23 protein-coding genes are annotated in these 21,360 nt (G+C 71.8%); 15 read left to right on the top strand and 8 right to left on the bottom strand.

The annotated features are described in order from the left end of the window. Positions 1–7 precede the first annotated feature (7 nt). The 3 genes from NIE79_RS06295 to NIE79_RS06285 are packed head-to-tail and all read right to left on the bottom strand — an operon-like array spanning position 8 to position 2,447. Positions 8–757 carry a YqeB family protein gene (locus tag NIE79_RS06295; RefSeq protein ID WP_238677646.1) on the bottom strand — a complete coding sequence of 250 codons (750 nt, stop codon included), beginning with the start codon at positions 755–757 and terminating at the stop codon, positions 8–10. A gap of 2 nt (positions 758–759) precedes the next feature. Continuing rightward, on the bottom strand, positions 760–1,554 hold the full coding sequence (locus tag NIE79_RS06290) for an ABC-2 transporter permease (RefSeq protein ID WP_238677645.1): 795 nt from the start codon (positions 1,552–1,554) through the stop codon (positions 760–762). Beyond that, positions 1,551–2,447, bottom strand: a complete 897-nt coding sequence (locus NIE79_RS06285; protein WP_238677644.1) for an ABC transporter ATP-binding protein — start codon at positions 2,445–2,447, stop codon at positions 1,551–1,553. The genes NIE79_RS06290 and NIE79_RS06285 overlap by 4 nt, the downstream gene beginning before the upstream one ends. Positions 2,448–2,579: 132 nt before the next feature. On the opposite strand from NIE79_RS06285, the gene NIE79_RS06280 reads away from it, so the two are divergent. From NIE79_RS06280 to NIE79_RS06265, 4 genes are all read left to right on the top strand, one after another. Then, entirely contained in the window at positions 2,580–3,833 is a 1,254-nt protein-coding gene (locus NIE79_RS06280) for a sensor histidine kinase (RefSeq protein ID WP_238677643.1), read from the top strand. Then, entirely contained in the window at positions 3,812–4,561 is a 750-nt protein-coding gene (locus tag NIE79_RS06275; protein ID WP_238677770.1) for a response regulator, read from the top strand. The genes NIE79_RS06280 and NIE79_RS06275 overlap by 22 nt, the downstream gene beginning before the upstream one ends. 20 nt (positions 4,562–4,581) lie before the next feature. Continuing rightward, complete coding sequence (locus NIE79_RS06270; protein WP_238677642.1) at positions 4,582–5,139, top strand: DUF234 domain-containing protein; 558 nt, start codon at positions 4,582–4,584, stop codon at positions 5,137–5,139. A 145-nt stretch (positions 5,140–5,284) separates the two neighbouring features. Then, positions 5,285–5,638 (top strand): hypothetical protein, encoded by a 354-nt coding sequence (locus NIE79_RS06265; protein ID WP_238677641.1) that lies wholly within the window; start codon positions 5,285–5,287, stop codon positions 5,636–5,638. A gap of 104 nt (positions 5,639–5,742) precedes the next feature. Here NIE79_RS06265 and NIE79_RS06260 read toward each other — a convergent pair whose 3' ends face one another. Then, complete coding sequence (locus tag NIE79_RS06260; RefSeq protein ID WP_238677640.1) at positions 5,743–6,522, bottom strand: D-Ala-D-Ala carboxypeptidase family metallohydrolase; 780 nt, start codon at positions 6,520–6,522, stop codon at positions 5,743–5,745. A gap of 305 nt (positions 6,523–6,827) precedes the next feature. Between NIE79_RS06260 and NIE79_RS06255 the strand changes: the two genes are divergently transcribed. Together NIE79_RS06255 and NIE79_RS06250 are read left to right on the top strand one after the other, a co-directional pair. Beyond that, entirely contained in the window at positions 6,828–7,466 is a 639-nt protein-coding gene (locus tag NIE79_RS06255; RefSeq protein WP_091393643.1) for a DUF6642 family protein, read from the top strand. 42 nt (positions 7,467–7,508) lie between these two features. Further along, positions 7,509–7,973 carry a PPOX class F420-dependent oxidoreductase gene (locus NIE79_RS06250; protein WP_238677639.1) on the top strand — a complete coding sequence of 155 codons (465 nt, stop codon included), beginning with the start codon at positions 7,509–7,511 and terminating at the stop codon, positions 7,971–7,973. 120 nt (positions 7,974–8,093) lie between these two features. On the opposite strand, the gene NIE79_RS06245 is transcribed toward NIE79_RS06250, so the two are convergent. Continuing rightward, positions 8,094–9,326 carry a serine hydrolase domain-containing protein gene (locus NIE79_RS06245; protein ID WP_238677638.1) on the bottom strand — a complete coding sequence of 411 codons (1,233 nt, stop codon included), beginning with the start codon at positions 9,324–9,326 and terminating at the stop codon, positions 8,094–8,096. A gap of 96 nt (positions 9,327–9,422) precedes the next feature. Here NIE79_RS06245 and NIE79_RS06240 point away from each other — a divergent pair, with 96 nt between their 5' ends. From NIE79_RS06240 to NIE79_RS06230, 3 genes are all read left to right on the top strand, one after another. After that, on the top strand, positions 9,423–10,016 hold the full coding sequence (locus NIE79_RS06240; RefSeq protein ID WP_112582257.1) for a pentapeptide repeat-containing protein: 594 nt from the start codon (positions 9,423–9,425) through the stop codon (positions 10,014–10,016). Positions 10,017–10,299: 283 nt separating this feature from the next. Next, on the top strand, positions 10,300–11,160 hold the full coding sequence (locus NIE79_RS06235; RefSeq protein WP_238677637.1) for a hypothetical protein: 861 nt from the start codon (positions 10,300–10,302) through the stop codon (positions 11,158–11,160). Between the two features lie 117 nt (positions 11,161–11,277). Then, positions 11,278–11,607, top strand: a complete 330-nt coding sequence (locus NIE79_RS06230) for a hypothetical protein (RefSeq protein ID WP_238677636.1) — start codon at positions 11,278–11,280, stop codon at positions 11,605–11,607. Positions 11,608–11,652: 45 nt separating this feature from the next. Here the strand turns inward: NIE79_RS06230 and dacB are convergent, their stop codons facing one another. Both dacB and NIE79_RS06220 read right to left on the bottom strand, forming a co-directional pair. Next, positions 11,653–13,236 carry a D-alanyl-D-alanine carboxypeptidase/D-alanyl-D-alanine endopeptidase gene (gene dacB / locus NIE79_RS06225; RefSeq protein ID WP_238677635.1) on the bottom strand — a complete coding sequence of 528 codons (1,584 nt, stop codon included), beginning with the start codon at positions 13,234–13,236 and terminating at the stop codon, positions 11,653–11,655. Between the two features lie 66 nt (positions 13,237–13,302). Beyond that, a complete protein-coding gene (locus NIE79_RS06220) occupies positions 13,303–14,019 on the bottom strand; it encodes an MIP/aquaporin family protein (protein WP_238677634.1) in 717 nt (238 codons plus the stop codon). Between the two features lie 109 nt (positions 14,020–14,128). Between NIE79_RS06220 and NIE79_RS06215 the strand changes: the two genes are divergently transcribed. Continuing rightward, complete coding sequence (locus NIE79_RS06215) at positions 14,129–15,202, top strand: NAD(P)-binding domain-containing protein (RefSeq protein ID WP_238677633.1); 1,074 nt, start codon at positions 14,129–14,131, stop codon at positions 15,200–15,202. Between the two features lie 191 nt (positions 15,203–15,393). Next, positions 15,394–15,675 (top strand): adhesin, encoded by a 282-nt coding sequence (locus NIE79_RS06210; RefSeq protein ID WP_091393621.1) that lies wholly within the window; start codon positions 15,394–15,396, stop codon positions 15,673–15,675. 8 nt (positions 15,676–15,683) lie between these two features. Here NIE79_RS06210 and NIE79_RS06205 read toward each other — a convergent pair whose 3' ends face one another. Further along, positions 15,684–16,748 carry a beta family protein gene (locus NIE79_RS06205; protein ID WP_238677632.1) on the bottom strand — a complete coding sequence of 355 codons (1,065 nt, stop codon included), beginning with the start codon at positions 16,746–16,748 and terminating at the stop codon, positions 15,684–15,686. A 91-nt stretch (positions 16,749–16,839) separates the two neighbouring features. Here NIE79_RS06205 and NIE79_RS06200 point away from each other — a divergent pair, with 91 nt between their 5' ends. The 4 genes from NIE79_RS06200 to NIE79_RS06185 all read left to right on the top strand — a co-directional run. Further along, positions 16,840–17,718, top strand: coding sequence for a sulfotransferase domain-containing protein (locus NIE79_RS06200; protein ID WP_238677631.1), 879 nt, complete (start codon positions 16,840–16,842; stop codon positions 17,716–17,718). A gap of 246 nt (positions 17,719–17,964) precedes the next feature. Continuing rightward, complete coding sequence (locus NIE79_RS06195; RefSeq protein WP_091397116.1) at positions 17,965–18,357, top strand: cupin domain-containing protein; 393 nt, start codon at positions 17,965–17,967, stop codon at positions 18,355–18,357. 42 nt (positions 18,358–18,399) lie between these two features. After that, a complete protein-coding gene (locus NIE79_RS06190) occupies positions 18,400–20,199 on the top strand; it encodes a glycoside hydrolase family 15 protein (RefSeq protein WP_238677630.1) in 1,800 nt (599 codons plus the stop codon). Positions 20,200–20,457: 258 nt separating this feature from the next. After that, positions 20,458–21,360: pectate lyase (locus tag NIE79_RS06185; protein WP_238677629.1), on the top strand; the 903-nt coding region annotated here is incomplete at its 3' end.

The raw sequence follows: 21,360 nt of genomic DNA, 5'->3' as shown, positions 1-21,360 counted from the left end.
ACAGACGCTACCGCCCGTCCGCCTCCCGCTCGGCCGAAGTCGGCTGCTCCGGCCCGGGGGCGAGGGCCCGGGTGGTCAACCGCCAGTACTGCCGCTTGCTCTCGTCGCGCAGCACCACCCCGATCTGGCCCAGTTCGCGGCGCAGTTCGCGGGCGTCGTCGCGGCGGTCCCGCTGGATCGCCCGTTCCCGGGCGCGCAGCAGCGCGTCCGCGCCGGCCGGCAGACCGGGCAGGCCCGGCACCCACAGCCGGTACGCCGACTGGTGCGGGTCGTCGTCCGCCCAGCCCCAGCCGTGCTCCCGGAACGCCGCCGCCAGTTGGGCGGCCGGCAGGTCCGTCGACTCCCGGACCAGTTCCGCGCCGTCGGCGTCGAGCAGCACCAGGTGCTTGTCGGCGAGGAAGGCCACCCGGGTGTCGACCCGGGCGATGGTCCGGTTCTCGTCGGAGCGGCGCAGCTGGACCTGCGCCCCGTCGACGGTGACGATCAACCGTTCGGCGGTGCCGATCCCGGCGATGACCAGGCCGGCGATGACGCCCACCGCGATGGTGCCGGCGGTGGCCTGCGGCTCGGGCAGCCGGTCCAACCACTCGATGAGGTCGCTGAACGGCACCCAGGGCAGCCGGGTGAGCCAGCCCGTCGCCGCCGAGAGGAGCCATCCGGCGCCCGCCCCGAGCAGCGGGAAGCCACCCCACAGGACCGCCAGCTCCAGCGGGCCTCCGCTGACCACTGTGCGCGGACGGTAGCCGGCCATGTCCATGGTCAGGACACCTCCCGGCGCAGCGTCCGGAACAGGCCGGCGGCCAGTGGGAGGACCATCCAGACCAGCAGGGACACGACGATCCGCCCCCACTGCTCCCCGGTGAGCGCGTCGCTGCTGAACAGCGGCTCCATGGTCTTGCTGGTGTCCAGCCATTCGGACGGGCCGCGCAGGGGCCGGACCATCTCGCCCAGCACTCCCCAGACGGTGGGCAGCAGGAAGTAGCCGACGATGGCGAGCGGCGGGTTGAGCAGCAGCAGACCGAAGGCGGCGCCCATCAGCACGCTGGTGACCTGGAGGATCACCGCGTTCAGGATCAGGGAGCCGTCGAGCTGCCAGGTGCCTGCGCCGCCGGTGGCGGAGGCCACCAGCGTCCCGACGGCGGCGAGGGCGAGGCTGGCCAGCACCGAACCGAGCGCCGCCACCATGACCGCGACCAGCTTCGCGGTCACCACCCGCTCCCGGCGGGGCACCAGGGCGTACGTGGTGAGAGCGGTCCGCTGCGACCACTCACTGGTGATCGAGAGGATGCCGAGCACCGGTAGTAGCACCCCCACCGGCAGCAGCGAGGGGACGAAGAAGCTGCCGAACGTCTGGTCGGCCTCCTCGGCGTAGATCAACTGAAGGGTGACGACCACGGCGGCGATCAGGCCGATGGTGATCAACAGCCAGCGGCCGGCCCGGGTGTCGACGAGTTTGCGCAGTTCAACGCCGCTGAGGCGCAGCAGCGACGGCCGACTTGCCGGAGTGTGGTGCCGGGGCGCGACGGCGCCGGCGGCGGGCGCGGTGGTGGTCATCGGACGGCCTCCTTGGTGGATTCGCCGGCGGTCAGGGTGAGGAAGAGCTGTTCGAGGCCGCCGCCGCTGGCGGGGCGCAGTTCGGCCAGCGCGACGCCGGCATCGGCGGCGGCCTGGCCGACCGCCTCGGCGTCGGCCTGGACGAGCAGCCCTTCGGAGCTGTCGGCGGCGCTCAGCCCGGCCACCTCCAGCGCCCGGCGCAACGCCGCGCGGTCGCGGGCCCGGACCACAGTGCCGCCGCCGGCCAGCAGCTCGTTCTTGTCGCCCTGAGCCACGATCCGGCCGCCCCCGATCACCACCAGCCGGTCCGCGACCGCCTCCACCTCGCGCAGCAGGTGGGAGGAGAGCAGCACGGTGCCGCCCCGGTCGGCGAAGTCGCGCAGCAGGCCGCGCATCCAGAAGATCCCCTCCGGGTCCAGGCCGTTGGCCGGCTCATCGAGGATCAGCACCCGGGGGTCGCCGAGCAGCGCCTGCGCCAGGCCGAGGCGCTGGCGCATGCCCAACGAGTACGCCCGTACCCGACGCTTCGCCGCCACCGCGTTCAACCCGACCAGGTCGAGCTTCGCGGCGACCTCGCGCCGGTCCAACCCCATGGTGTACGCGGACAGCGTCAACGCCTCGCGGCCGGTGCGCCCGGCGTGCTGGGCGGAGGCGTCCAGCAGCACCCCGACCTCCCGTCCCGGGTTGGGCAGTTCCCGATACGGGCGACCGGAGACGGTGGCGCGGCCGGCCGTCGGCGCGGTGAGCCCGCAGATCATGCGCATGGTGGTCGACTTGCCGGCGCCGTTGGGGCCGAGGAAGCCGGTGACGGTGCCCGGCTCGCAGTGGAACGAGACGTCGTCCACCGCCGGGTGTGGCCCGTATCGCTTGGTGAGGTTCTCCACGGTGATCATGTGGTTGAGCCTGCCCGCTCCGCCCGGCCATCCGCTGCGGCCACCGGTCGGTGCCGCGTCGACCTTGGTCGATCATCGGATCTCGACTTTGGTAGCTGGTCGTGGTGCCCGTCGGCTGCCTAGCATGGGGCCGTGACCAGCCTCGCCGTCCCGGAGCACCCCTGGCTGCTGCCAGGGGAGCTGGCCGTGCCGGCCGATCGTGCGCGTACCCATCCGCGCCGCACCACCCGCGACTGGATCGTGGACACGCTCGCGTTCCTGCTCTCCCTGCTCTGGGTGCTCTTCGTCACCGCCGACGCCCTGTCGCCCGACCCGACGATCGCCATTCCGCTGCCGCACGCCTGGATGACCGGCGTGGACGCGCTGCTCGGGCTGGTCTGCTGCGGGCTGCTCTGGCTGCGCCGACGGTGGCCGCTCGGGGTGTTGGTGGCCACGACACCACTGTCGCTGTTCTCGATGGCCTCGGCCATCCCACTGTTGATCTTCTACTTCACTGTGGTGGTGCACCGGCGGACCGCCGTGGCGGTCGCGGTCACCGGCGCCGGCCTTCTCACCAACCTGGTCTTCAGTTGGCTGCGCCCGGACCCAGCCATGTCGTACTGGGAGACCGCGTCGTGGGGCGTGGTGCTCAGCTTCGCCGTGCTGGCCTGGGGGATGTTCGTCCGGGCCCGCCGGCAGTTGATCGTGTCGTTGCGGGAGCGGGCCGAGCGGGCCGAGGCGGAGCAGCAGCTGCGTGTCACCCAGGCCCGCCACCTCGAACGCACCCGGATCGCCCGGGAGATGCACGACGTGCTGGCCCACCGGATCTCGCTGCTCAGCCTGCACGCGGGTGCGCTGGAGTTCCGCCCGGACGCGCCGGCCGACGAGGTGGCCCGGGCCGCCGGGGTGATCCGGGGCAGTGCGCACGCCGCCCTCCAGGACCTACGGGAGGTGATCGGGGTGCTCCGCGCGGCGGACGACGGTGCCGGCGACGCCCCCGAGCCGCCGCAGCCCACCCTCGCCGACCTGCCGGCCCTGATCGCCGAGTCGCGGTCGGCCGGGGTGCGGGTCAACGTCAGCGACAGCGTCGCCAGCCCGGGGGAGGTGCCGGCGGCGCTGGGCCGGGCCGCGTACCGGATCGTGCAGGAGGGGCTGACCAACGCCCGCAAGCACGCGGCCGGCGCGGCCGTCACCGTGGACGTGGCCGGCGGGCCGGGCGCCGGGCTGACCGTCGCGATCGGCAACCGGTGGCCGGTCGGCGCACCGGCGGGCGACACCTTGCCGGGTGCGGGCACCGGCCTGGTCGGCATCAGCGAGCGGGTCACCCTGGCCGGCGGGCGACTCGCCTACGGTCGGGACGACAGCGGTGACTTCCGGCTGGCGGCCTGGCTGCCGTGGCCGGCGTGACCAGCCCAGACGGCGCGACCCGGCCGCCGGACGCGACCGGGCCGGACGGCGCAGCTGCGCCGCCGGTGCGCGTGCTGATCGTGGACGACGACGCGTTGGTCCGGGCCGGGCTCTCCATGATCCTCGGCGGTCTGCCGGACCTGACAGTGGTCGGCGAGGCGGCCGACGGTGGCGAGGTGCCGGCGGCCGTCGCCGCATACGCCCCGGACGTTGTGCTGATGGACATCCGGATGCCCCGGGTCGACGGGCTGACCGCCACCGAGGCGTTGCGTGCCCAACCGCACCCGCCGGAGGTGCTGGTGCTGACCACCTTCGACGCCGACGAACAGGTGCTGCGGGCGCTCCGCGCCGGGGCAGCCGGGTTCCTGCTCAAGGACACCCCACCGGCGCAGATCGTGCGCGCCGTACGTCGGGTCGCGGCGGGCGAGGCGACGCTCTCCCCGACGGTGACCCGGACGCTGATCGCCCACGTGACCGCCGCCGCCCCCGGCCCGGTCGGCCCGGACCCGCGCCGCGAACGGGCGCTGCGACAGCTCACCGGGCTCAGCGAGCGGGAGCGGCAGGTGGCGGTCGCGCTGGGGCGCGGCCAGACCAACGCGGAGATCGCGGGGGAGCTGTTCATGAGCGTGGCGACGGTGAAGGCGTACGTCTCGCGGCTGCTGACCCGACTGGACCTGAACAACCGGGTCCAGGTGGCGCTGCTCGTGCACGACGCCGGCCTCGTCTGACGAACCGTTCGCCCTGCCAGATGGCCGAGCACACCAACATGCGGGCCGTGGAGGTCACCGTTCCGCTGTCGACCAAGCCGTCGCGGGAGACCCGGTACGCGGTGGCCGATCCGTACCTGCGTTTCTGGTTGTCGTTCCTGGGGCCACACCTCTCCGAGATCGAGCGGGGGCGGGGCGACCTGACCATGGACCGGATCGACAGGTCGTGGACGTCCTGGCAGGGGCGGGCCATCGAACCTGTCGTCCGGGAGGCGCTGCGCCGACTGCCCAGCGACCTCCTACCGGCGGAGGCGGCGACGATCGGCGGCTACTGGACCCGGACCAACGACCCGGAGATCGACATAGTCGGCGCCGACCGTGCGCCCGTCGCTCGGAGCATCAGCTTCGTCGGATCGGTCAAGTGGCAGGAGAGCCGACCCTTTGACGCGCACGACCTGGGCCGGCTGCTCCTGCACCGGTCTCTGCTTCCCGGCGCTGACGAATCGGTGCCGGTTGTTGCCGTGTCGCGCAGCGGCACTGCCGTCGACGGCATCCGGGTGCTGTCAGCGGAGGATCTGCTTACCGCGTACCGGAATTGAACTTTCGTCAGGTGTCTGCCGTACCCATGGCCGAGGATGTCGGTGCGGTGGGTCCGCCGTACCGCTGCCGAACTGCGGGAGGCCTGCCGTGCGAGTTGGTGAGCAGTCGACGGATCCCATCGATCAGGTACTGGGTGAGGTGCCAATGCCGGCACCTCTGACCCCGGAGGATGTCCGGCTCGCGGTCCGGGCGGTGGTAGTGCACACCGCCGAGGAGTGGCCCACGGGGCCGCTGTGCCGCAACGACGGCGCCTCCTACCCGTGCCGGCTGCACCGTTGGGGGCGGCGGGTGTTGGAGGCACACGGGCTCAACGAGCGGCAGATCGAGGCGTTGATCCGGCACGGGAATCCGTTCGTGCACGTGCCCTTCCCGTTCACGGCGACCGGGCCGTCGCGGCAACAGGCCGCGCGGGTCGTCCCCCAGGGGGTACGGCCCACCGCTGCTGGCCGGCCGGTGACTCCCCCCGTCACCGCGCCGCGCTGGCCCCGGGCGAGCTGAGCGCGCTACCCCCTCCGCCCAACCGACCCCGGGGCGACACGACGTCGGCCCGGCGCGAAGATTCCCCCTCCGCGTCGGGCCGACGTCGCTCTGAGCGGGTCAGCTCAGTTGCCGACCCCGCAGTCCGGTGCGGACCAGCTCGTCGTGTTCGAGCTGCTGTCGCTGTTGTTCTCCCGACGTGAGTCGACGTGCACGTGGTCGTCGTGGTCGGGGTAGCCCGGCCCGTAGATCCCACTGAAGCCGTTGTTGCGGGCGCCCCGGGCGACCTGGCACAGCGAGGACGTCCGTGAGGTCACGTCGGCCGCGTTGCCGTACAGGTGTTGGCTGTCGGACGCGCCGCCGACCTGGTTGTTGCAGGCGCGACTGCGGAAGCCGCTGGACACGTTGAGCGGCTTGTCGCCGAGGCTCTTGCGCAGCGCCTCAAGCTTCCACATGGTGCGCAGCGCGTTCTGCTTGGTCTGGTTGGCCGACAGCGGGCCGCCGCTCCACCCGCTCCTGCCGCACCCGTTGTCCAACTCGCCGTAGGTGAAGTGCGCGGGCGTGCAGTCGTTGTCCTGGAGCTGGTACAGCTTGGCGAAGGTCTGTGGGCCGGCGATGCCGTCGGCGCGCAGCCCGTACGCCTGCTGGAACCGCTTGACCGCGGCGGCGGTCTTCGGACCGTAGCGGCCGTCGTTCTCCACGATGTCCCGGTAGCCGGCCCACCCGGCGACCCGGATCTGCAACTGGCGGACGTCATCGCCGGAGCGCCCCTGGCTCAGGGTGCGGTTCCAGGTGTAACAGCCGTCCGCGTGGGCCGCCGGTGCGGCGACCACCGTGGCGATTGCGGCCCCGGGCAGTGCCAGGGCGAATGCGACGGCGACCCGCTTCAAGGTGTTTACGCGCACAGAAGTCCTCCCGATAGGAGAGCGAATGGGGTGGCACCAGGACATCGACCGAGAAGTCCCGTGATTTCCACCCTCGCACCGATCAGTGCGGTTGGAGGTGATTAACGAGAATCGTGCTCACAATCCGCTGTCCCTGGGTATTGGCTGGGAATTCGGCTGATTTGCGAAACAGCCATTTCCGGCCGATCACCCCTCCTGCCGACAAGCGCACCGAACGTCGCAATCTGCCACACGCAGGGTGATGTTCCCGGGGTGATGGCGGCCGGTAACGTCAGCCCCGGGGCGGTGGACTGGCGGAGGTGCGCGTGGCACGCGGTGGCGTCTTCTGTGTCGAGGGTCAGTGGCACCGTGACCTCAACGAGCGGGGCTCGGTGCTGCCCACCCTGGAGTTGCTGGAGCGGCTGGGCAAGATCCGCTTCATCCACAAGGACGCGGCCACCCGCGACGAGTTGTTCTACTTCCTGGACCGGTGGCTGCTCAAGCAGTACGCCGACCACCGGGTCGGCTTCTTCGCCATGCACGGCGAGCCGAGCCGGCTCTGCCTCACCGACTGGCAGTCCGTCGAGTTGAACGAGGTGGCCGAGCTGATGGCCGGCCGCGCGGAGGGGCGGCGACTCTATTTCGGCAGCTGCTCGGTGCTGCGGGCTTCGGACGCGGTTTTGCGCGAGTTCCTGGAGGTCACCGGAGCCGCTCTGATCTGCGGTTTCACCCGGGAGGTCGACTGGGTCGAATCGGCGGCCTTCGAAACCGTGCTCCTCGACGTGCTCGCCAACGGCCAGCGACACAATGCCGCCGAGCTGCGGATGGGCTCCGCCCACTGGGCGCCGCTCGCGTCGTACCTCGGTTTTCGGGTGATCTACGCCAACGGTCGGGCCTGGCGTCCGTCCGGCCGTCCCCGGGTGCCCACCCAGGCGGTGCACCGCGCCGCGGCCCGGCCCCGCTGACCCGCCGACCCCGCTGCGCCCGCGCCCTGGTAGGAACGGGGAATGGCACGCAGCATCGCAAGGAACACCCGGGTCGACCGGGACGGCCTGCTCGACTTCCTCCGGCCGCGACACCGCGTCGTGCTGATGACCACCAGGGCCGACGGGCGCCCGCAGTCCTCCCCGGTCTCGGCCGGGGTCGACGGGCAGGGGCGGCTGGTCATCTCCACCTACCCCGAGCGGGCCAAGGTGAGCAACCTCCGCCGCGACCCCCGGGTGTCGGCCTGCGTGCTCAGCGACGACTGGAACGGCCCCTGGGTGCAGATCGACGGCACCGCCGAGGTGCTCGATCTGCCCGAGGCGCTGGAGCCGCTTGTCGAGTACTTCCGCAGCATCTCCGGTGAGCACCCGGACTGGGACGACTACCGGGCGGCGATGGTGCGCCAGGGCAAGTCGCTGATCCGGGTCACCATCGACGCCTGGGGCCCGATCGCCACCGGTGGCTTCCCAGCCCGCCTCACCGACTGACCGCAGTCCGCCAGCGGCTGCCATTCCGCCGATCTTGCACTTTCTGTCCTGGCAAGCAACTCATCAGGGACATTTCGACAACACAAGGTGCAAGATCGGCGGGGTCGGTGTGGCCGCCGGTCAGTCGCGCAGGGCGGCGTAGACGAGCTGGCGCAGCTGGGAGCGGAGCGGGTAGGTGCTCGACGGCATCAGCTGCGTGAACAGCAACGCGGTGATCTCCTCGGCCGGGTCGACCCAGAACGCGGTGCTGGCCACCCCGCCCCAGTAGTACTCGCCGACGCTGCTCGGCACCCGGCTGGGGATCGGGTCGTCGACCACCGCGAAGCCGAGGCCGAAGCCGATCCCGTCCAGGGTGGTCTCGGCGAAGCCGCCGGTGGACAGGGTGCCCAGGTCCTGACCGCCGGGCAGGTGGTTGCGGGTCATGAACCGCACCGTGCGTGGCCCGAGTAGCCGGACGCCGTCCAGCTCGCCGCCGCGCAGCAGCAACTGCGTGAACCGGTGGTAGTCGGCGGCGCTGGAGATCAGGCCGCCACCGCCGGAGAGCAGCGCCGGCTTGCTGAACGCGAGCGACCCGAGGCTGTCGTAGCGGACGGCCCGGCCGCTGCGCGGTTCCGGTACGTAGAGCGCGGCCAGCCGGTCGGCCTCGTCGCCCTCCACCCACCAGCGGGTGTCGGTCATGCCCAGCGGGCCGAAGATCCGGTCGGCGAAGAACGCGTCGAGGCTCTGCCCGGAGATCACCTCGACGAGCCGACCGAGCACGTCGGTGGCGACGGAGTAGCCCCACGCGGAGCCGGGCTGAAACAGCAGCGGCAGCTCGCCGAAGGCCGCGCAGGCGCCGGCCAGGTCGACGTCCGCAGGCGGGTACAGGTCGTAGCCGGCGGCCCGGTAGAGCCCGTCGACCACCGAGGTCTGCATGAAGCCGTACGTCAGGCCGGCCGTGTGGGTGAGCAGGTGCCAGACCCGGATCGGCTCGACCGCCGGCACCGTGTACGGCTTGAGCGCCGACCCCTTGGAGTAGACCCGCAGGTCGGCGAACTCGGGCAGCCAGCGGCTGATCTCGTCGGTCAGCTCGAACCGGCCCTCCTCCCACAGCATCATCGCCGCGACCGAGGTGACCGGCTTGGTCATCGAGTAGATCCGCCAGAGGGTGTCGGCCTCGACAGGCGCGCCCGACTCCCGGTCGCGCAGCCCGTACGTCGAGGAGTGCGCCACCTCGCCGCGACGGGTGACCACCACCTGCCAGCCGGCCAGCCGGCCGTCGTCGACGTACCTGCCGAAGTGCTCATCGATCCGCGCCAGCCGCGCCGTGTCGAAGCCGATCTGATCCGGGTCCTTGCTCCGAGCCACACTCACGCCGCCGAACCTACTCGCCGGTACACCGACACCGGAAGGGGGCCGGCACCGGCCCGCCGGCCGTCGGCTGCCGTCGGTGCCGACTAGCCTGGCCGGATGCCGGAGTTGACCGAGGACGTGACCTTCCGCAACGAGGACTGGTACGGCGAGGAGCTGACCGACCGGCACTTCGTGGGTTGCGAGTTCTTCGGGGTGGACCTGACCGAGGCGGTGAGCAGAGGCGCGGTCTTCACCGGGTGCACGTTCGGCAACGTCGCGTTCAACGCCTCCCGGCATGTCGACTCCGCCTTCACCCGTTGCGTCTTTCGGCGATGCAACTTCTTCGAGGCCGAGTTCACCGGCTGCAAGCTGGTCGGCAGCACCTTCAGCGAGTGTGATCTGCGTCCGTTGACGGTGGACGGCGGCGACTGGTCCTTCGTCGCGCTGCCCGGTGCCGACCTGCGTGGTGTTCGACTGACCGGGGTGCGCATGCGCGAGGTGGATCTCACCAGGGCCAATCTCACCGGTGCTACGGTCACCGGTGTCGATCTTTCCGGAGCGCAGTTGACCAACGTCCGGCTCGGCGGCGCCGACCTGCGGGGCAGCGATCTCACCGCGCTGGACCCGACGGTCGTCGAACGGGCCGGTGCCGTGATCGACGTCGAGCAGGCAGTGGTCGTCGCGCAACTGCTCGGCTTCCGGATCGGTTGACCGGAAAGGCGCTCGTGGTCTGCCGAATCGTCCGTCCGGGCGGGCCGGGTTGTCCGACAGCGTCCCATTGTGGGCTGGACACGTCCGGTAGTCCGGATCTAGCGTGTCGTCCACGCCCGGACAAACGTGAAACTGCCCACAGCGGATGGTGTGGTCCTCGGCGGTCCAAAACGGCCGGGCGGCGGAGTTGGAGGGGTCGGTGGCGGACGAAGACCGCACGCGGGCTGGTTCGAGGGCTGGCGACGCGCCGCCGAGGCACCGTCCGCGTGCCATTACCGCCGGGGTGACCCGCAGCCTGTTGCGCCGCGTCCGACAGCGGCGACGCTGGGCGGTGGAGGGCGCCGCCGTACTCGTCTGCCTGGTGGTGTTGATCTCTTACCTCGCCACCCGCTCCGGTCCGGCGCCGGACGACGACCAGGCGGGTCCGGGCGGCGTGCCCGTCGGGGCCCGTTCCCCAGGTCTCCCGGCCGCCGACGGGCGCACCGGCGAGGCGGGGCCGGCGACGCCCGGCCTGCGTCCGCGCCAGCGCCCACCCTCGCCGGAGCCGACGCCGACGCCGTCGGCCAGCGCGCCGGCCCCGCCACCGGCGAAGCCCGGTGCGCCGGCGCTGACGGTGAGCCGGGGCGAGATGCCCGCCATCGTCGACCTCACCTCCGTTGGCGCCCGGGACTGGGTGCACTGGGGAGAGCACGGCGGCCGGTCGACGAACCGCAAGCGCTCCGGCTCCGGCGAGATCATCGACGGTGGTGGCGCCGGGCGGCGGGTCGGCTGGGACGGCAACCAGGAGTACGTGCGCTGGTCCGACGGCACGCCGGAGCGGTCGACGAACGGCAGCTCCAACGGCGTCTACGCCTGCGGTGCCGGGAACGGTTTCAGCCTCGCCGTCGCCGGCAGCGGCGAGCCGCGCACGGTCCAGCTGTACGCCGGCATCTGGATGGCTCGGGGGCGACTGGAAGCGCGGCTGTCCACCGGCGGGCCCGCCAGCACCGCTCGACTGGAAGACCCCTACACCAGTCAGAGCGCCCAGTTCACCATCCGTTTCACGGTGCCGAAGGGTGCCCGGCTGCTGCTGAACTGGACCGTCGAGAAGGTCTTCACGCAGCACTGCGGCAACGTCGGCCTCCAGGCCGTGACGGTGCGTTGACTGACTGACTGATCGCTGCGCGTTGGGGCACCGGGACAGTTTGTCCGTCGCTGACTGTCGAATGCGTCGTAACTTTCTGCTGTCCCCATCCGACCATCCAGTGTGGAGGCAGCGGAGATGAGCAGCAGCACCGGCCACCGCGTCCGTCGTGCCGCTTCGTCCGGCGTCGGTGAAGCGTCCGGGGAGGTTCTTCGCGACATTCCCCTGCCGCCGTACGTGACGGGGGAGGACACCCAGTTCGCCGTACGGGCGGTGGTGGTGCACGCCCCCCGACGGTGGTCCGGTGGTGTGGTCTGCCGCAACGATGCCAGCCCGCACCCGTGCCGCCTGCACCGCTGGGGCACCCGGGTGCTGGCGCTGCGCGGGCTGCGGGCCGCTGAGATCGCCGCGCTCATCGAACGTGGTGACCCGACGGCGGTGGTCCCCCCACCGAACCGTCCGGCCTGAGCGCTCGCCGGGCCGGGAGGCGCGAACGCGCCTCCCGGCCGCCGCTCAGCAGGTGATCGGCTTGACCCAGGAGCACTCGACGCCCTCCGGGGTGCGCGGCGTCTCCGGCACCGCCGGCGGGGCCACCCGTGCCTTCGACGCTCCACCCTCGCGGAAGCCGGCCAGCGCCACGGCGATCTGGTCCTCCAACGACTTCACCGACGCCGTCAGGTAGTTGTTCAGCAGGATGGAGAACGCCAGCAGTCGACCATCTGCGCTGGTGACGTAGCCGGAGAGCCCCGAGACGCCGGTCAGGCTGCCGGTCTTGGCGTGCACGTTGCCAGCGGCCGGCGTGCCGGCCATCCGGCTGCGCAGGGTGCCGCCGACGAACCGCTCGGGCCGGCCGGCGATCGGCAGCGCCGCGTACCAGGTCGCGAACCACGGTTCGGCGCGGACGGCGCTCAGCAGGTCGACGAACTCGGCCGCCGGGATCAGGTTGCGCCGGGACAACCCTGAGCCGTCACGCTGACGCAGTCTCCCGGTGTCCATTCCGGTGTCGGCGACGTACTCGCTGATCGCTGTGACACCGGCCGTCCAGGTGCCCGAGCCGGAGAGCACCCGGCCGATCTCCTTGGTCAACACCTCGGCGTGCCCGTTGTTGGACAGCTTCAGAAATGGCGTCATCAGCTCGCCCAGGCTCATCGAGTCGTGGCGCGCCAACGGGCGCGCCCTCGCCGGGGTGGGCTGGCCGAGCACGGTCTGGCCGAGCACCCGGACGCCGTGTCGGTGCAGCGCCGCCCGGAACACGTCGGCCGCGTAGCCGGTGGGCTCCCAGACGGTGACCCAGTCGCTGGCGGGCTCGTCGCCGACGGCGATCTGACCGGTCATCACGACCGTGTTGCTGCCGTGCTCGCGCTCGATCGAGATCGAGGTCTCGCCGTCGCTGACCGTCTGGGCGCGGTTGTCGACGCGGACGTACCCGGTGGCGGGTGTGGTGGTGACCACCGGCGGGGCGCCGGCCCGGTCGGCCGGTGCGGCGTGCACGATCACGGTGCCCGCGTCGTAGTCGGTGTCCGGGGCGACGGTCAGCGCGGAGACCTGCGCGGCGTAGTAGTAGGGCTCGTCGTCCCAGGTCCAGTCGGGGCCGAGTCGGGTGCTGTCGTAGCGGGTGTCGTCGGCGACCAGGTTGCCGGTGACCACCCGGACGCCGCCGGCGGCGACCTGCGCGGCGAGCGCCTCGTAGTCGGCGGCGAGCATTGTCGGGTCGCCTCCGCCGCGCAGGTAGAGGTTGCCGGCGAGCAGGGCCCCACGGCGTTTGCCGCTGGTTCGTACGTCGGTGCTGAAGCGGTGCCCCGGGCCGAGCAGCTCAAGGGCGGCCGTCGAGGTCAGCAGCTTGGTGTTGGACGCCGGGACCAGCCGGCGGTCGCCGTTGCGGTCGTAGAGCGTCTGTCCCGTGCTGGTGTCGACCACGACCACCGACGCCTGCGCGCCGGCCAGCCGGGTGTCGGCGAGGATCGTGTCGATGGTGGCGCGCAGTTGGGTCGTCGCCGCGGTGGGCGACTCGGCCGTGGCACCGGGCGCGCCGGCGGTGGCCACTGTGGCGACCAGCGCGAGCAGCGCGAGGGCCCGGGGAAAGTGACGGCGATGCATCCGCTGATGCTGCCACGGAGATATTCGCCGGAGAAAGCCCTCAGGTGAAAGATGATGCCGTCTGGGCTACTTCGGCCCGCCGACCGTCTTCTCGTGGCCACCCCAGTAGTGCCGCTGCGCCCCCATGACCAGTGGTGCGACCAGCGCCGCGAGCGCCCCGCCGAGCAGCGGGAAGACGATGAACACCCAGAGCTGCCGGAGCGCCACGCCGCCCTCGAAGACCGCCGGCCCGAACGCGCGGGCCGGATTGACCGCCGCGCCGGTCAGCGTCACGCCCACCAGTTGGGTCACGGCCAGGGCCAGCCCGATGGCCAGCCCGGCGGTGCCCGGATTCTCGCTCCGACTGGTCACCACCAGCACGACCAGCACGAACAGGAAGGTCAGCACGACTTCCAGCACGGCCGCGCCGCCCCGGTTGATGTGCGCGCCGTAACCGTTCGTGCCCAGGGCCCCGGTCTGGTCCGCGACGTCACCCCATCGGGTGAGCGCCCAGAGCACGAAGCCCGCGACTGTCGCGCCGACGAACTGCGCGATCCAGTACGCCACCGCCCCGAGCACCGAGATCTTGCCGGAGAGCAGCACACCGAGCGTGACCGCTGGGTTGACGTGGCTGCCGGAAAGTGGGCCGATCGTGTAGACGAGGGCCACCATCACGAACCCGAAGGCCAGCGCCACCACCACCACGCCGCCCTGGATCCGTGCGGCGACCGCGCTGCCGACCCCGAAGAACACCAGCAGCAGGGTGCCGAGGAACTCGGCCGCGTACCGACGGAAGTCGCTCATTCACTCAGCGTAAGCGCAGGTCAGGTGGCCGAAGCCGGAATGGCCGTCTGTGATCGGCGCGACGGTCGAGGACGGGCACAGCTGTGACATCCGGCGCGTTGCAGGACACGTGGACACCCACTCCGCGGACGTCGTGGTGATCGGCTCCGGGCAGGCCGGCCTGAGCGCCGGCTATCACCTGCACCGCACCGGCTTCGCGCCCGGCAGCGGCTTCGTCATCCTCGACGCCGACAACGGGCCCGGCGGCGCCTGGCAGCACCGCTGGCCGACGCTGGTCTTCGACCGGGTGCACGGCTTCCACGACCTGCCCGGGCTGCCGCTCCCGCCCACCGAGCCACATCGCCCGGCGTCCGAGCAGGTCAGCGCCTACTTCGCCGCGTACGAGAGGGCCTTCGACCTGCCGGTGCGGCGGCCGGTGCGGGTCCGGGCGGTGCGCTCCCGCCCGGACGGACGGCTCGATGTGCACACCGACCGAGGCACCTGGACCGCCCGGGCCCTGATCAACGCCACCGGCACCTGGACGCGACCGTTCTGGCCGCACTACCCGGGCCGGTCGACCTTCCGGGGGCGGCAACTGCACACCGCCGACTATCGGGGGCCGGCCGAGTTCACCGGTCTGCGTGTGGTGGTGGTCGGAGGCGGCACCTCGGCAGTGCAACTGCTCGGCGAGGTCTCCACAGTCGCGGCGGCCACCACCTGGGTGACCCGCCGGCCGCCGACCTTCAACGACGAGGAGTTCGGCCCGGAACTGGGTCGCGCCGCCGTGGCCCGGGTGGACCAGGCGGTGCGGGCCGGCCGACCGCCGGGAAGCGTGGTGGGCGTGACCGGGCTTCCGGTCACCCCGGAGGTACGCCGACTGCGCGAGCGCGGGGTCCTCGACCGGCTACCCATGTTCGACCGGATCACGCCCGACGGGGTGGCCTGGACGGACGGGCGGTTCGTGCCGGCGGACGTGATCCTCTGGTGCACCGGCTTCCGGGCGGCCATCGACCATCTCGCCCCGCTGGGGCTGCGCGCGCCGGGCGGCGGTATCACGATGGACGGCACCCGCGTGGTCGCCGACGCACGGGTTCACCTGGTCGGGTACGGCCCCTCGGCCAGCACGATCGGGGCCAACCGGGCAGGCCGCACGGCGGTCACCGAGATTCGCGCCTGGCTGAGCCCGGCCGCCGCTCTCCACTGACCTGGCTCTATTTGACGGATGGTCCGGCAGCGGGCACGGTGGGAGTGACGGGGCCGTCAGCTGCCCCGATTCGATGCGACGGCGATGACCGTTCGCCCCTCTGTCGCCTCCCACGTGGCTCGTACGCGGGCCGACTGTCCGGTCCGCGCGGTATCCGACCGCGAGCCGAGAATCCACGAGGAGTTCCAACAATGCTCACCATGACCGATAACGCCGTGCTCGTCATCCGTGACCTCGCCAACCAACAGGACGTCGCCCAGGACGGCGGTGTGCGTATCGCCGCCGACACCGAGGCCGGCTCGCTCACCGTCGAGCTGGTGCCCGAACCGGTACAGGGCGATCGGGTGGTCGACAACCAGGGCGCCCGGATCTTCCTGGACGAGGACGCCGCCGAGTTGCTCGGCGACGCGTCGGTGGACGCCACCGTCGACGACGAGGGCATCATCCAGTTCGGCTTCACCGAGAAGCAGTAGACCCGGCCTCACCGCAGCGATCGTCCCCGCTGCGGTGGACCCTGCCCGGGGTGCCACCGCGGCGCACCGTCGCCGCCCGGGTGCAACAGCGTGCCGAGCACGTGGGCCAGGTGGTGCGAGGTGCTCCACGCCGCCCAGTTGGCGGTCGAGCCGGCCCCGGCGCCCCGACGGGCCCGGCGCAGCAGCTCGTGGTCACCCCAGGAGAAGGCCGCCCCGCTGGTCGGCCAGTGTGGCGCCGACACCAGCGTGCGACACAGGTCGGCGAACCGGTCGTCGCCCCGGCCGCCGCGTCGCGCCCAGCGGTAGACCCACCAACTGCCGTCGTCGGTGTATCGCACTGTCGGCAACCGGTCGCCCTCAGCGGTGCCCGGCCCAGCCGGGTGGACGCCGTAGTCGCCGTAGTCGACCCCGGCGTCGGCAAGTCGTCGCCACAGTTGCCAGTCCCAACGGTCCAGCTGGACCGGCTCGTCGGTGGGCAACCGGGACAGCGTCGGCGGCATACCGCCGGCCGCCACCGTCACCGACCGCCAGGCGTGCCGGCGCGCCCAGTCCAGCAGGTGGCGTACCCGGGGCTCGGCGGTCCGCACGTCCGCCGGGCAGCACACGTCCCCCGCGTCCACCAGCAGGTCGCACTCCTCCGGGGCGAGGTCGGTGAACCGCCAGATCCGTTCCACGGCGGTGGTGCTCGCGTCCGGCCCGGCCCGGTCCCGACCGGCCCGCAGCCGGATGAGCGCGCGCCGGCCGTACGCCCGCGCCGCCGCGCCGTGCGCGACCAGCCGGTGGTCGCTCTCGGAGAGCCCGATCACCGGCACCACCGGTACGCCCCAACGGGTCAGCTCCGCCTCGGGGATGTCGGGCAGCGCGCTGACGTCGATGGCGGGCAGCAGCCCGGATGGCAACCGGCGGATGGCGTCCATCGTGGACCGACCGATCGCGCCGATCTCCAGGATCGGGGATACCAGTGCGGCGTACGCGGGATCGAGGTGGCTCAGGGCCTCGAGCTCGCCCCGTCGGTTGGCGAGGATGGGGCGGTAGACCGGTGCCGCCGCCCGGCCCCCGTGGGCGGGCACCATAATTCAATCTAGCCAGGCATACGCGCATGCCCCACTGATGTAAGCCGGAATTCGGCTGCTGGACTGTCGGTTCGGCGACTACCATCCACCGGTGCCCAGGCCAATTCACAGATACCGATCCGACGAAGAGGACAGCGCGCGGTGGGGCGGCTTCCCGTTCCGTGACGGCGACATCGTGATCAGCACCCGGTCGAAGAGCGGCACCACCTGGATGCAGATGATCTGTGCGCTCCTGGTGCTCCGTACCCCGGAGTTGCCGGCGCCGCTGACAGTGCTGTCGCCGTGGCTGGACTGGTTGGGCGAGCCGCAGGCCACGGTGTACGACCGGCTGGCCGCCCAGCCGCACCGGCGGTTCATCAAGACGCACACCCCGCTGGACGGGGTGCCGCTCGACCCTCGGGCGCACTACGTGGTGGTGGCCCGGCACCCGCTGGACATGGCGGTCTCCCTCTACCACCAGGGCGCCAACCTGGACCGGGCGCGCATCGCCGAGCTGACCGGCCAACCCGCCCCGGCCGGGCCACCCCGGGAGCGGCCTTCGGTGCGGGAGTGGTTGCTGAGCTGGGTCGACCGGGAGGTGGACCCGGGCACCGAGCTGGATTCACTGCCCGGGGTGCTGATGCACCTGGGTGACGCGTGGGCCCGCCGGCACGAGCCGAACGTCGAGCTCGTGCACTACGACGACCTGCTGGCCGATCTGGGCGGTGAGATGCGCCGGCTCGCCGACCTGTGGAAACTTCCGAGCCCGGGGCCGGAGTTGGTGGAGGCCGCCACTTTCGGTCGCATGCGGGAGCGCGCCGACCGGCTCGCACCGGACACGCTCGGCGTGCTGCGTGACCGCCAGGCGTTCTTCCGCCGAGGCGCCTCAGGTCAGGGACGCGACCTGCTGAACAAAGCCGGCCGAGCCCGATACCAGGAGAAAGCAGCAATGCTGGCCCCGCCCGACCTGCTCAGCTGGCTGCACCGCTGAGCCCTCTGGCACACAAGAGCGCACGGCGCCGTTTCGACAGTTGTCGGAACGTCGCCGTGCTCTGGCCGTCTCCCACCATCGCAGCCGTTCGGCGGTACGCCGGCGGGGACCTGGCTCGACCGGCCCTTCGTGCCGGTCCGCTTCTCGATCCCCGGTCCCTACGGATCCAAACCCGCCCAGCGTGGGGAATTCCACCATTCGTGAGTCCCGGCGTGGCACACCGCTGGACGGGGTATGAGCGTGGACATGGAGCATTTCACTATCGCGACTGTCGCCGAGAAGAGCCCGGATTTCCGGCGCGTGCTGTGGACCGGTGAGCACACTCAGTTGGTCATCATGACCATCCCTGCCGATGGAGAGATCGGCGAGGAGGTGCACGAGGACATCGACCAGATCCTCACCTTCGTGAGTGGCGTCGGCGAGGCGCGGGTCGCCGGCGCGAAGCGGAAGGTCGTCGCGGGCGACCTGGTCGTGGTGCCGGCGGGCACCAAGCACAACTTCGTCAACACCGGCCCCAACCCGCTGGTGCTGTACACGGTCTACGGGCCGCCGGAGCACGCCGACAAGGCCGTGCACAAGACCAAGGAAGAGGCCGACGCGGCCGAGGCGGCGGGCGAGGACGAGCCGCCGACCGAATGATCCGTCCGGCCTGATCCGGGTCGTTGCGGGTACCCGCGGCGGGTGGAGCAGCAGCCGCAGATCTCCGACTACGGGTTCCTCTCGGACTCTCGTTCGGGTGCCCTGGTCGGCAAGGACGGCTCGATCGACTGGTGGTGCCCGCACCGGTTCGACGGGTCGTCCGTGTTCGCGCGGCTGCTCGACCCGGGGGCCGGCCACTTCCGGCTGGCGCCGGTCGGGGTCGGCGACCCGGGTCACCGGGTGGAGCGCGCGTACCTGCCGGACACGTTGGTGCTGCGGACCGTGCACCACACCCCGCACGGCAGCGTGGCGGTCACCGACGCGCTGGCCGCCGAGGTCGGCGCGCGCGCCCACGAGCTGGGTAAGAACTCACCCGCCGTGCTGATCCGGGTGGTCGAGGGGCTCTCCGGGCGGGTGCGGATGGCGTTGGACTTCGCGCCCCGCCCGGAGTACGGCCTGCTCACGCCATACCTGCACGAGCAGCCGGACGGCGGGGTGCTGGCCGGCGCCGGCCCGGTCGTGCTGATGTTGCGCGCCGAGGGCCTGCACCTGCGGGCGGGCACCGACCGGGTGACCCACGAGTTCGAGGTCTCCGCCGGTCAGGTGATCGGGATGGACCTCGCGTTCGGCGAGGCGTACGGCGACCCGCCGGCCCGGGTGGACCCGCTGACCACCCTCGCCGAGACGATCGAGGCGTGGCAGGCGTTCCGGGAGACGCACGGGTACTCCGGCCGCTACCCCGAACTCGTCAAACACAGCTCGACGGTCCTGACCGGCCTCACGTACGCCCGCAGCGGCGCGGTCGCCGCCGCGCTGACCTCCTCGCTGCCGGAGCAGATCGGCGGCGACCGGAACTACGACTACCGCTACTCCTGGCTGCGGGACTTCTCGTTGACGATGCGGGCGCTCTGGGTGGCGGCCTGCCCCGACGAGACGTCCCGGCTGTTCGCCTGGGCGACCCGCTCGATCGGCCGGATCGGCGACGAGCCCGTGCCGGTGCTCTTCGGGCTGGAGGGGGAGCGTGACCTCTCCGAGCACCACTGCAACCATCTGCGCGGCTACCGCGACAGTCGACCCGTGCGGGTCGGCAACGACGCCTGGCGGCAGCGGCAGCTCGACGTGCCCGGTGAGGTGATGTCGGCGGTGTGGCGGCTGCGCGACTACCTCGGCGCGCGGTTCGAGGACGAGCTGCGGGAGATGGTGCTGGGGCTGACCGAGCAGGTGGCCGCGACGTGGCACCTGCCGGACCGGGGCATCTGGGAGACCCGCGACGAGGAGCGCCACTACGTCTCGTCCAAGGTGTCCTGCTGGTTGACCATGGACCGGGCGGTGGGGCTCGCCGACCGGCTCGGTGATCGGGCCGACCCCGGTCGCTGGGCCCGGGTACGCGACGAGATCCGCGACACCGTGCTGCGCGAGGGGTGGAACGAGCGGATCGGGGCGTTCACCGGCGCGTTCGGTTCGGCGGAGCTGGACGCCTCGGTGCTCGCCCTGCCGGTCACGCACTTCCTGCCGGCCACCGACCCCCGGATGCGCTCGACGATCGCGATGGTCGAGCGCGAGCTGGGCACCGAGGACGGCCTGCTGCGCCGCTGGACGACCGACCCGGCCGGATTCCTGCTGTGCTCGTTCTGGCTGGTGGAGTGCCTGGTGATGACGGGCGAGCCGGAGCGCGCCGAGGCGCTCTTCGAGCGGGTCGTCGGGTACTCCAACGACGTGGGGCTGTTCAGCGAGCAGATCGACCTCACCACCGGCATGCAGCTCGGCAACACCCCGCAGGCGCTCTCGCACATCGGGTTGATCAACGCGGCCTGGCGGATCACCGAGCCGGAGAGCTACTGATCCGTCGGCGTTTCCGTCAGGGCCGGAATCCTGCAACAGACCTGCAAGCGCCAGGCATTGACGTTGATGGTTGGGCAGTCCTAGCCTCGAAGCATCGGGAAAGCCCTTTCCCCAGGGCTTCGATCCCGCTTCACCCCGTTTCGGATCCGGGCTTCCGGCGGGGGCGCACACCGATCCCGTTCAGCGCAGCACGCCGTGCCGACACGTCTCGCTACGGCCGCCGAGGGATCACCACCACATGCGTCAAGGAGGACACCTGTGCAGAAAAGACGACTCACCGGCCGCCGACCACTCCTGCTGGCGGTGGGTGCCGGGGTGACCGCGGCGGCCCTCACCGCTGGCATGACCTCGGCCTTCGCGGCCACCGTCTTCAGCGACGACTTCACCGACGGCGACACCTCCGGCTGGTCCAAGTCCGGCGGCACCTGGACCGTCGACGGCTCGGGCGTGCTCAACCAGTCCAACGCCGGCAGCGAACTGGCCCGGCAGTTCGCCGGCCAGACCAGCTGGACCAACTACTCCGTGCAGGCCCGGGTCAGGCCGACGAGCTTCGGCTCGTCCAGCGCCCTGGTCGGGCTTGCCGCCCGTTCCACCAGCAGCACCAAGATGTACCGGCTGGCCCTGCTCGGCTCCGGCCGGGCCGAGCTCCAGGCGGTCAACGGCAGCTCCGTCACGGCGATCGGTTCGGCCGCGCTGGGCGTCGGCACCGGCACCTGGTACACACTGCGCATCGAGACCAGCGGCAGCACCATCCGCGGCTTCGTCAACGGCACCCAGATCGCGTCCGGCAGCAACAGCCTGGCCGGCGCGGGCCGGATCGGGCTGGTCACCGCGTACGCCAGTGGCGGCTTCGACGACGTGGCGGTCGACTCCTCCGGCGGCGGCACCCCGACCACGCCGCCGCCGACCACCACTCCGCCACCGACCACCACGCCACCACCGACCACCACACCTCCGCCGGCTGGCTGGCCGACGCCCACCAGCAGCCAGAAGGTGGACGCCACGATCGCGGTCTCCGGCACCTTCGACGGTGGGCTCAAGCGCTACTACGGCATCGGTGACGGTGGGCAGAGCGAGAGCCAGGACCCGATGTTCGAGCTGGCCGCCGGCGCCACACTGCGCAACGTGATCATCGGGGCCCCGGCCGGCGACGGCGTGCAC

It is taken from the genome of Micromonospora trifolii (assembly GCF_022229005.1).
In the GTDB taxonomy this organism is placed as follows: domain Bacteria; phylum Actinomycetota; class Actinomycetes; order Mycobacteriales; family Micromonosporaceae; genus Micromonospora; species Micromonospora trifolii.
The sequence above is the reverse complement of the archived record's forward strand: the minus strand, read 5'-3'. Positions and strand labels throughout refer to the sequence as shown.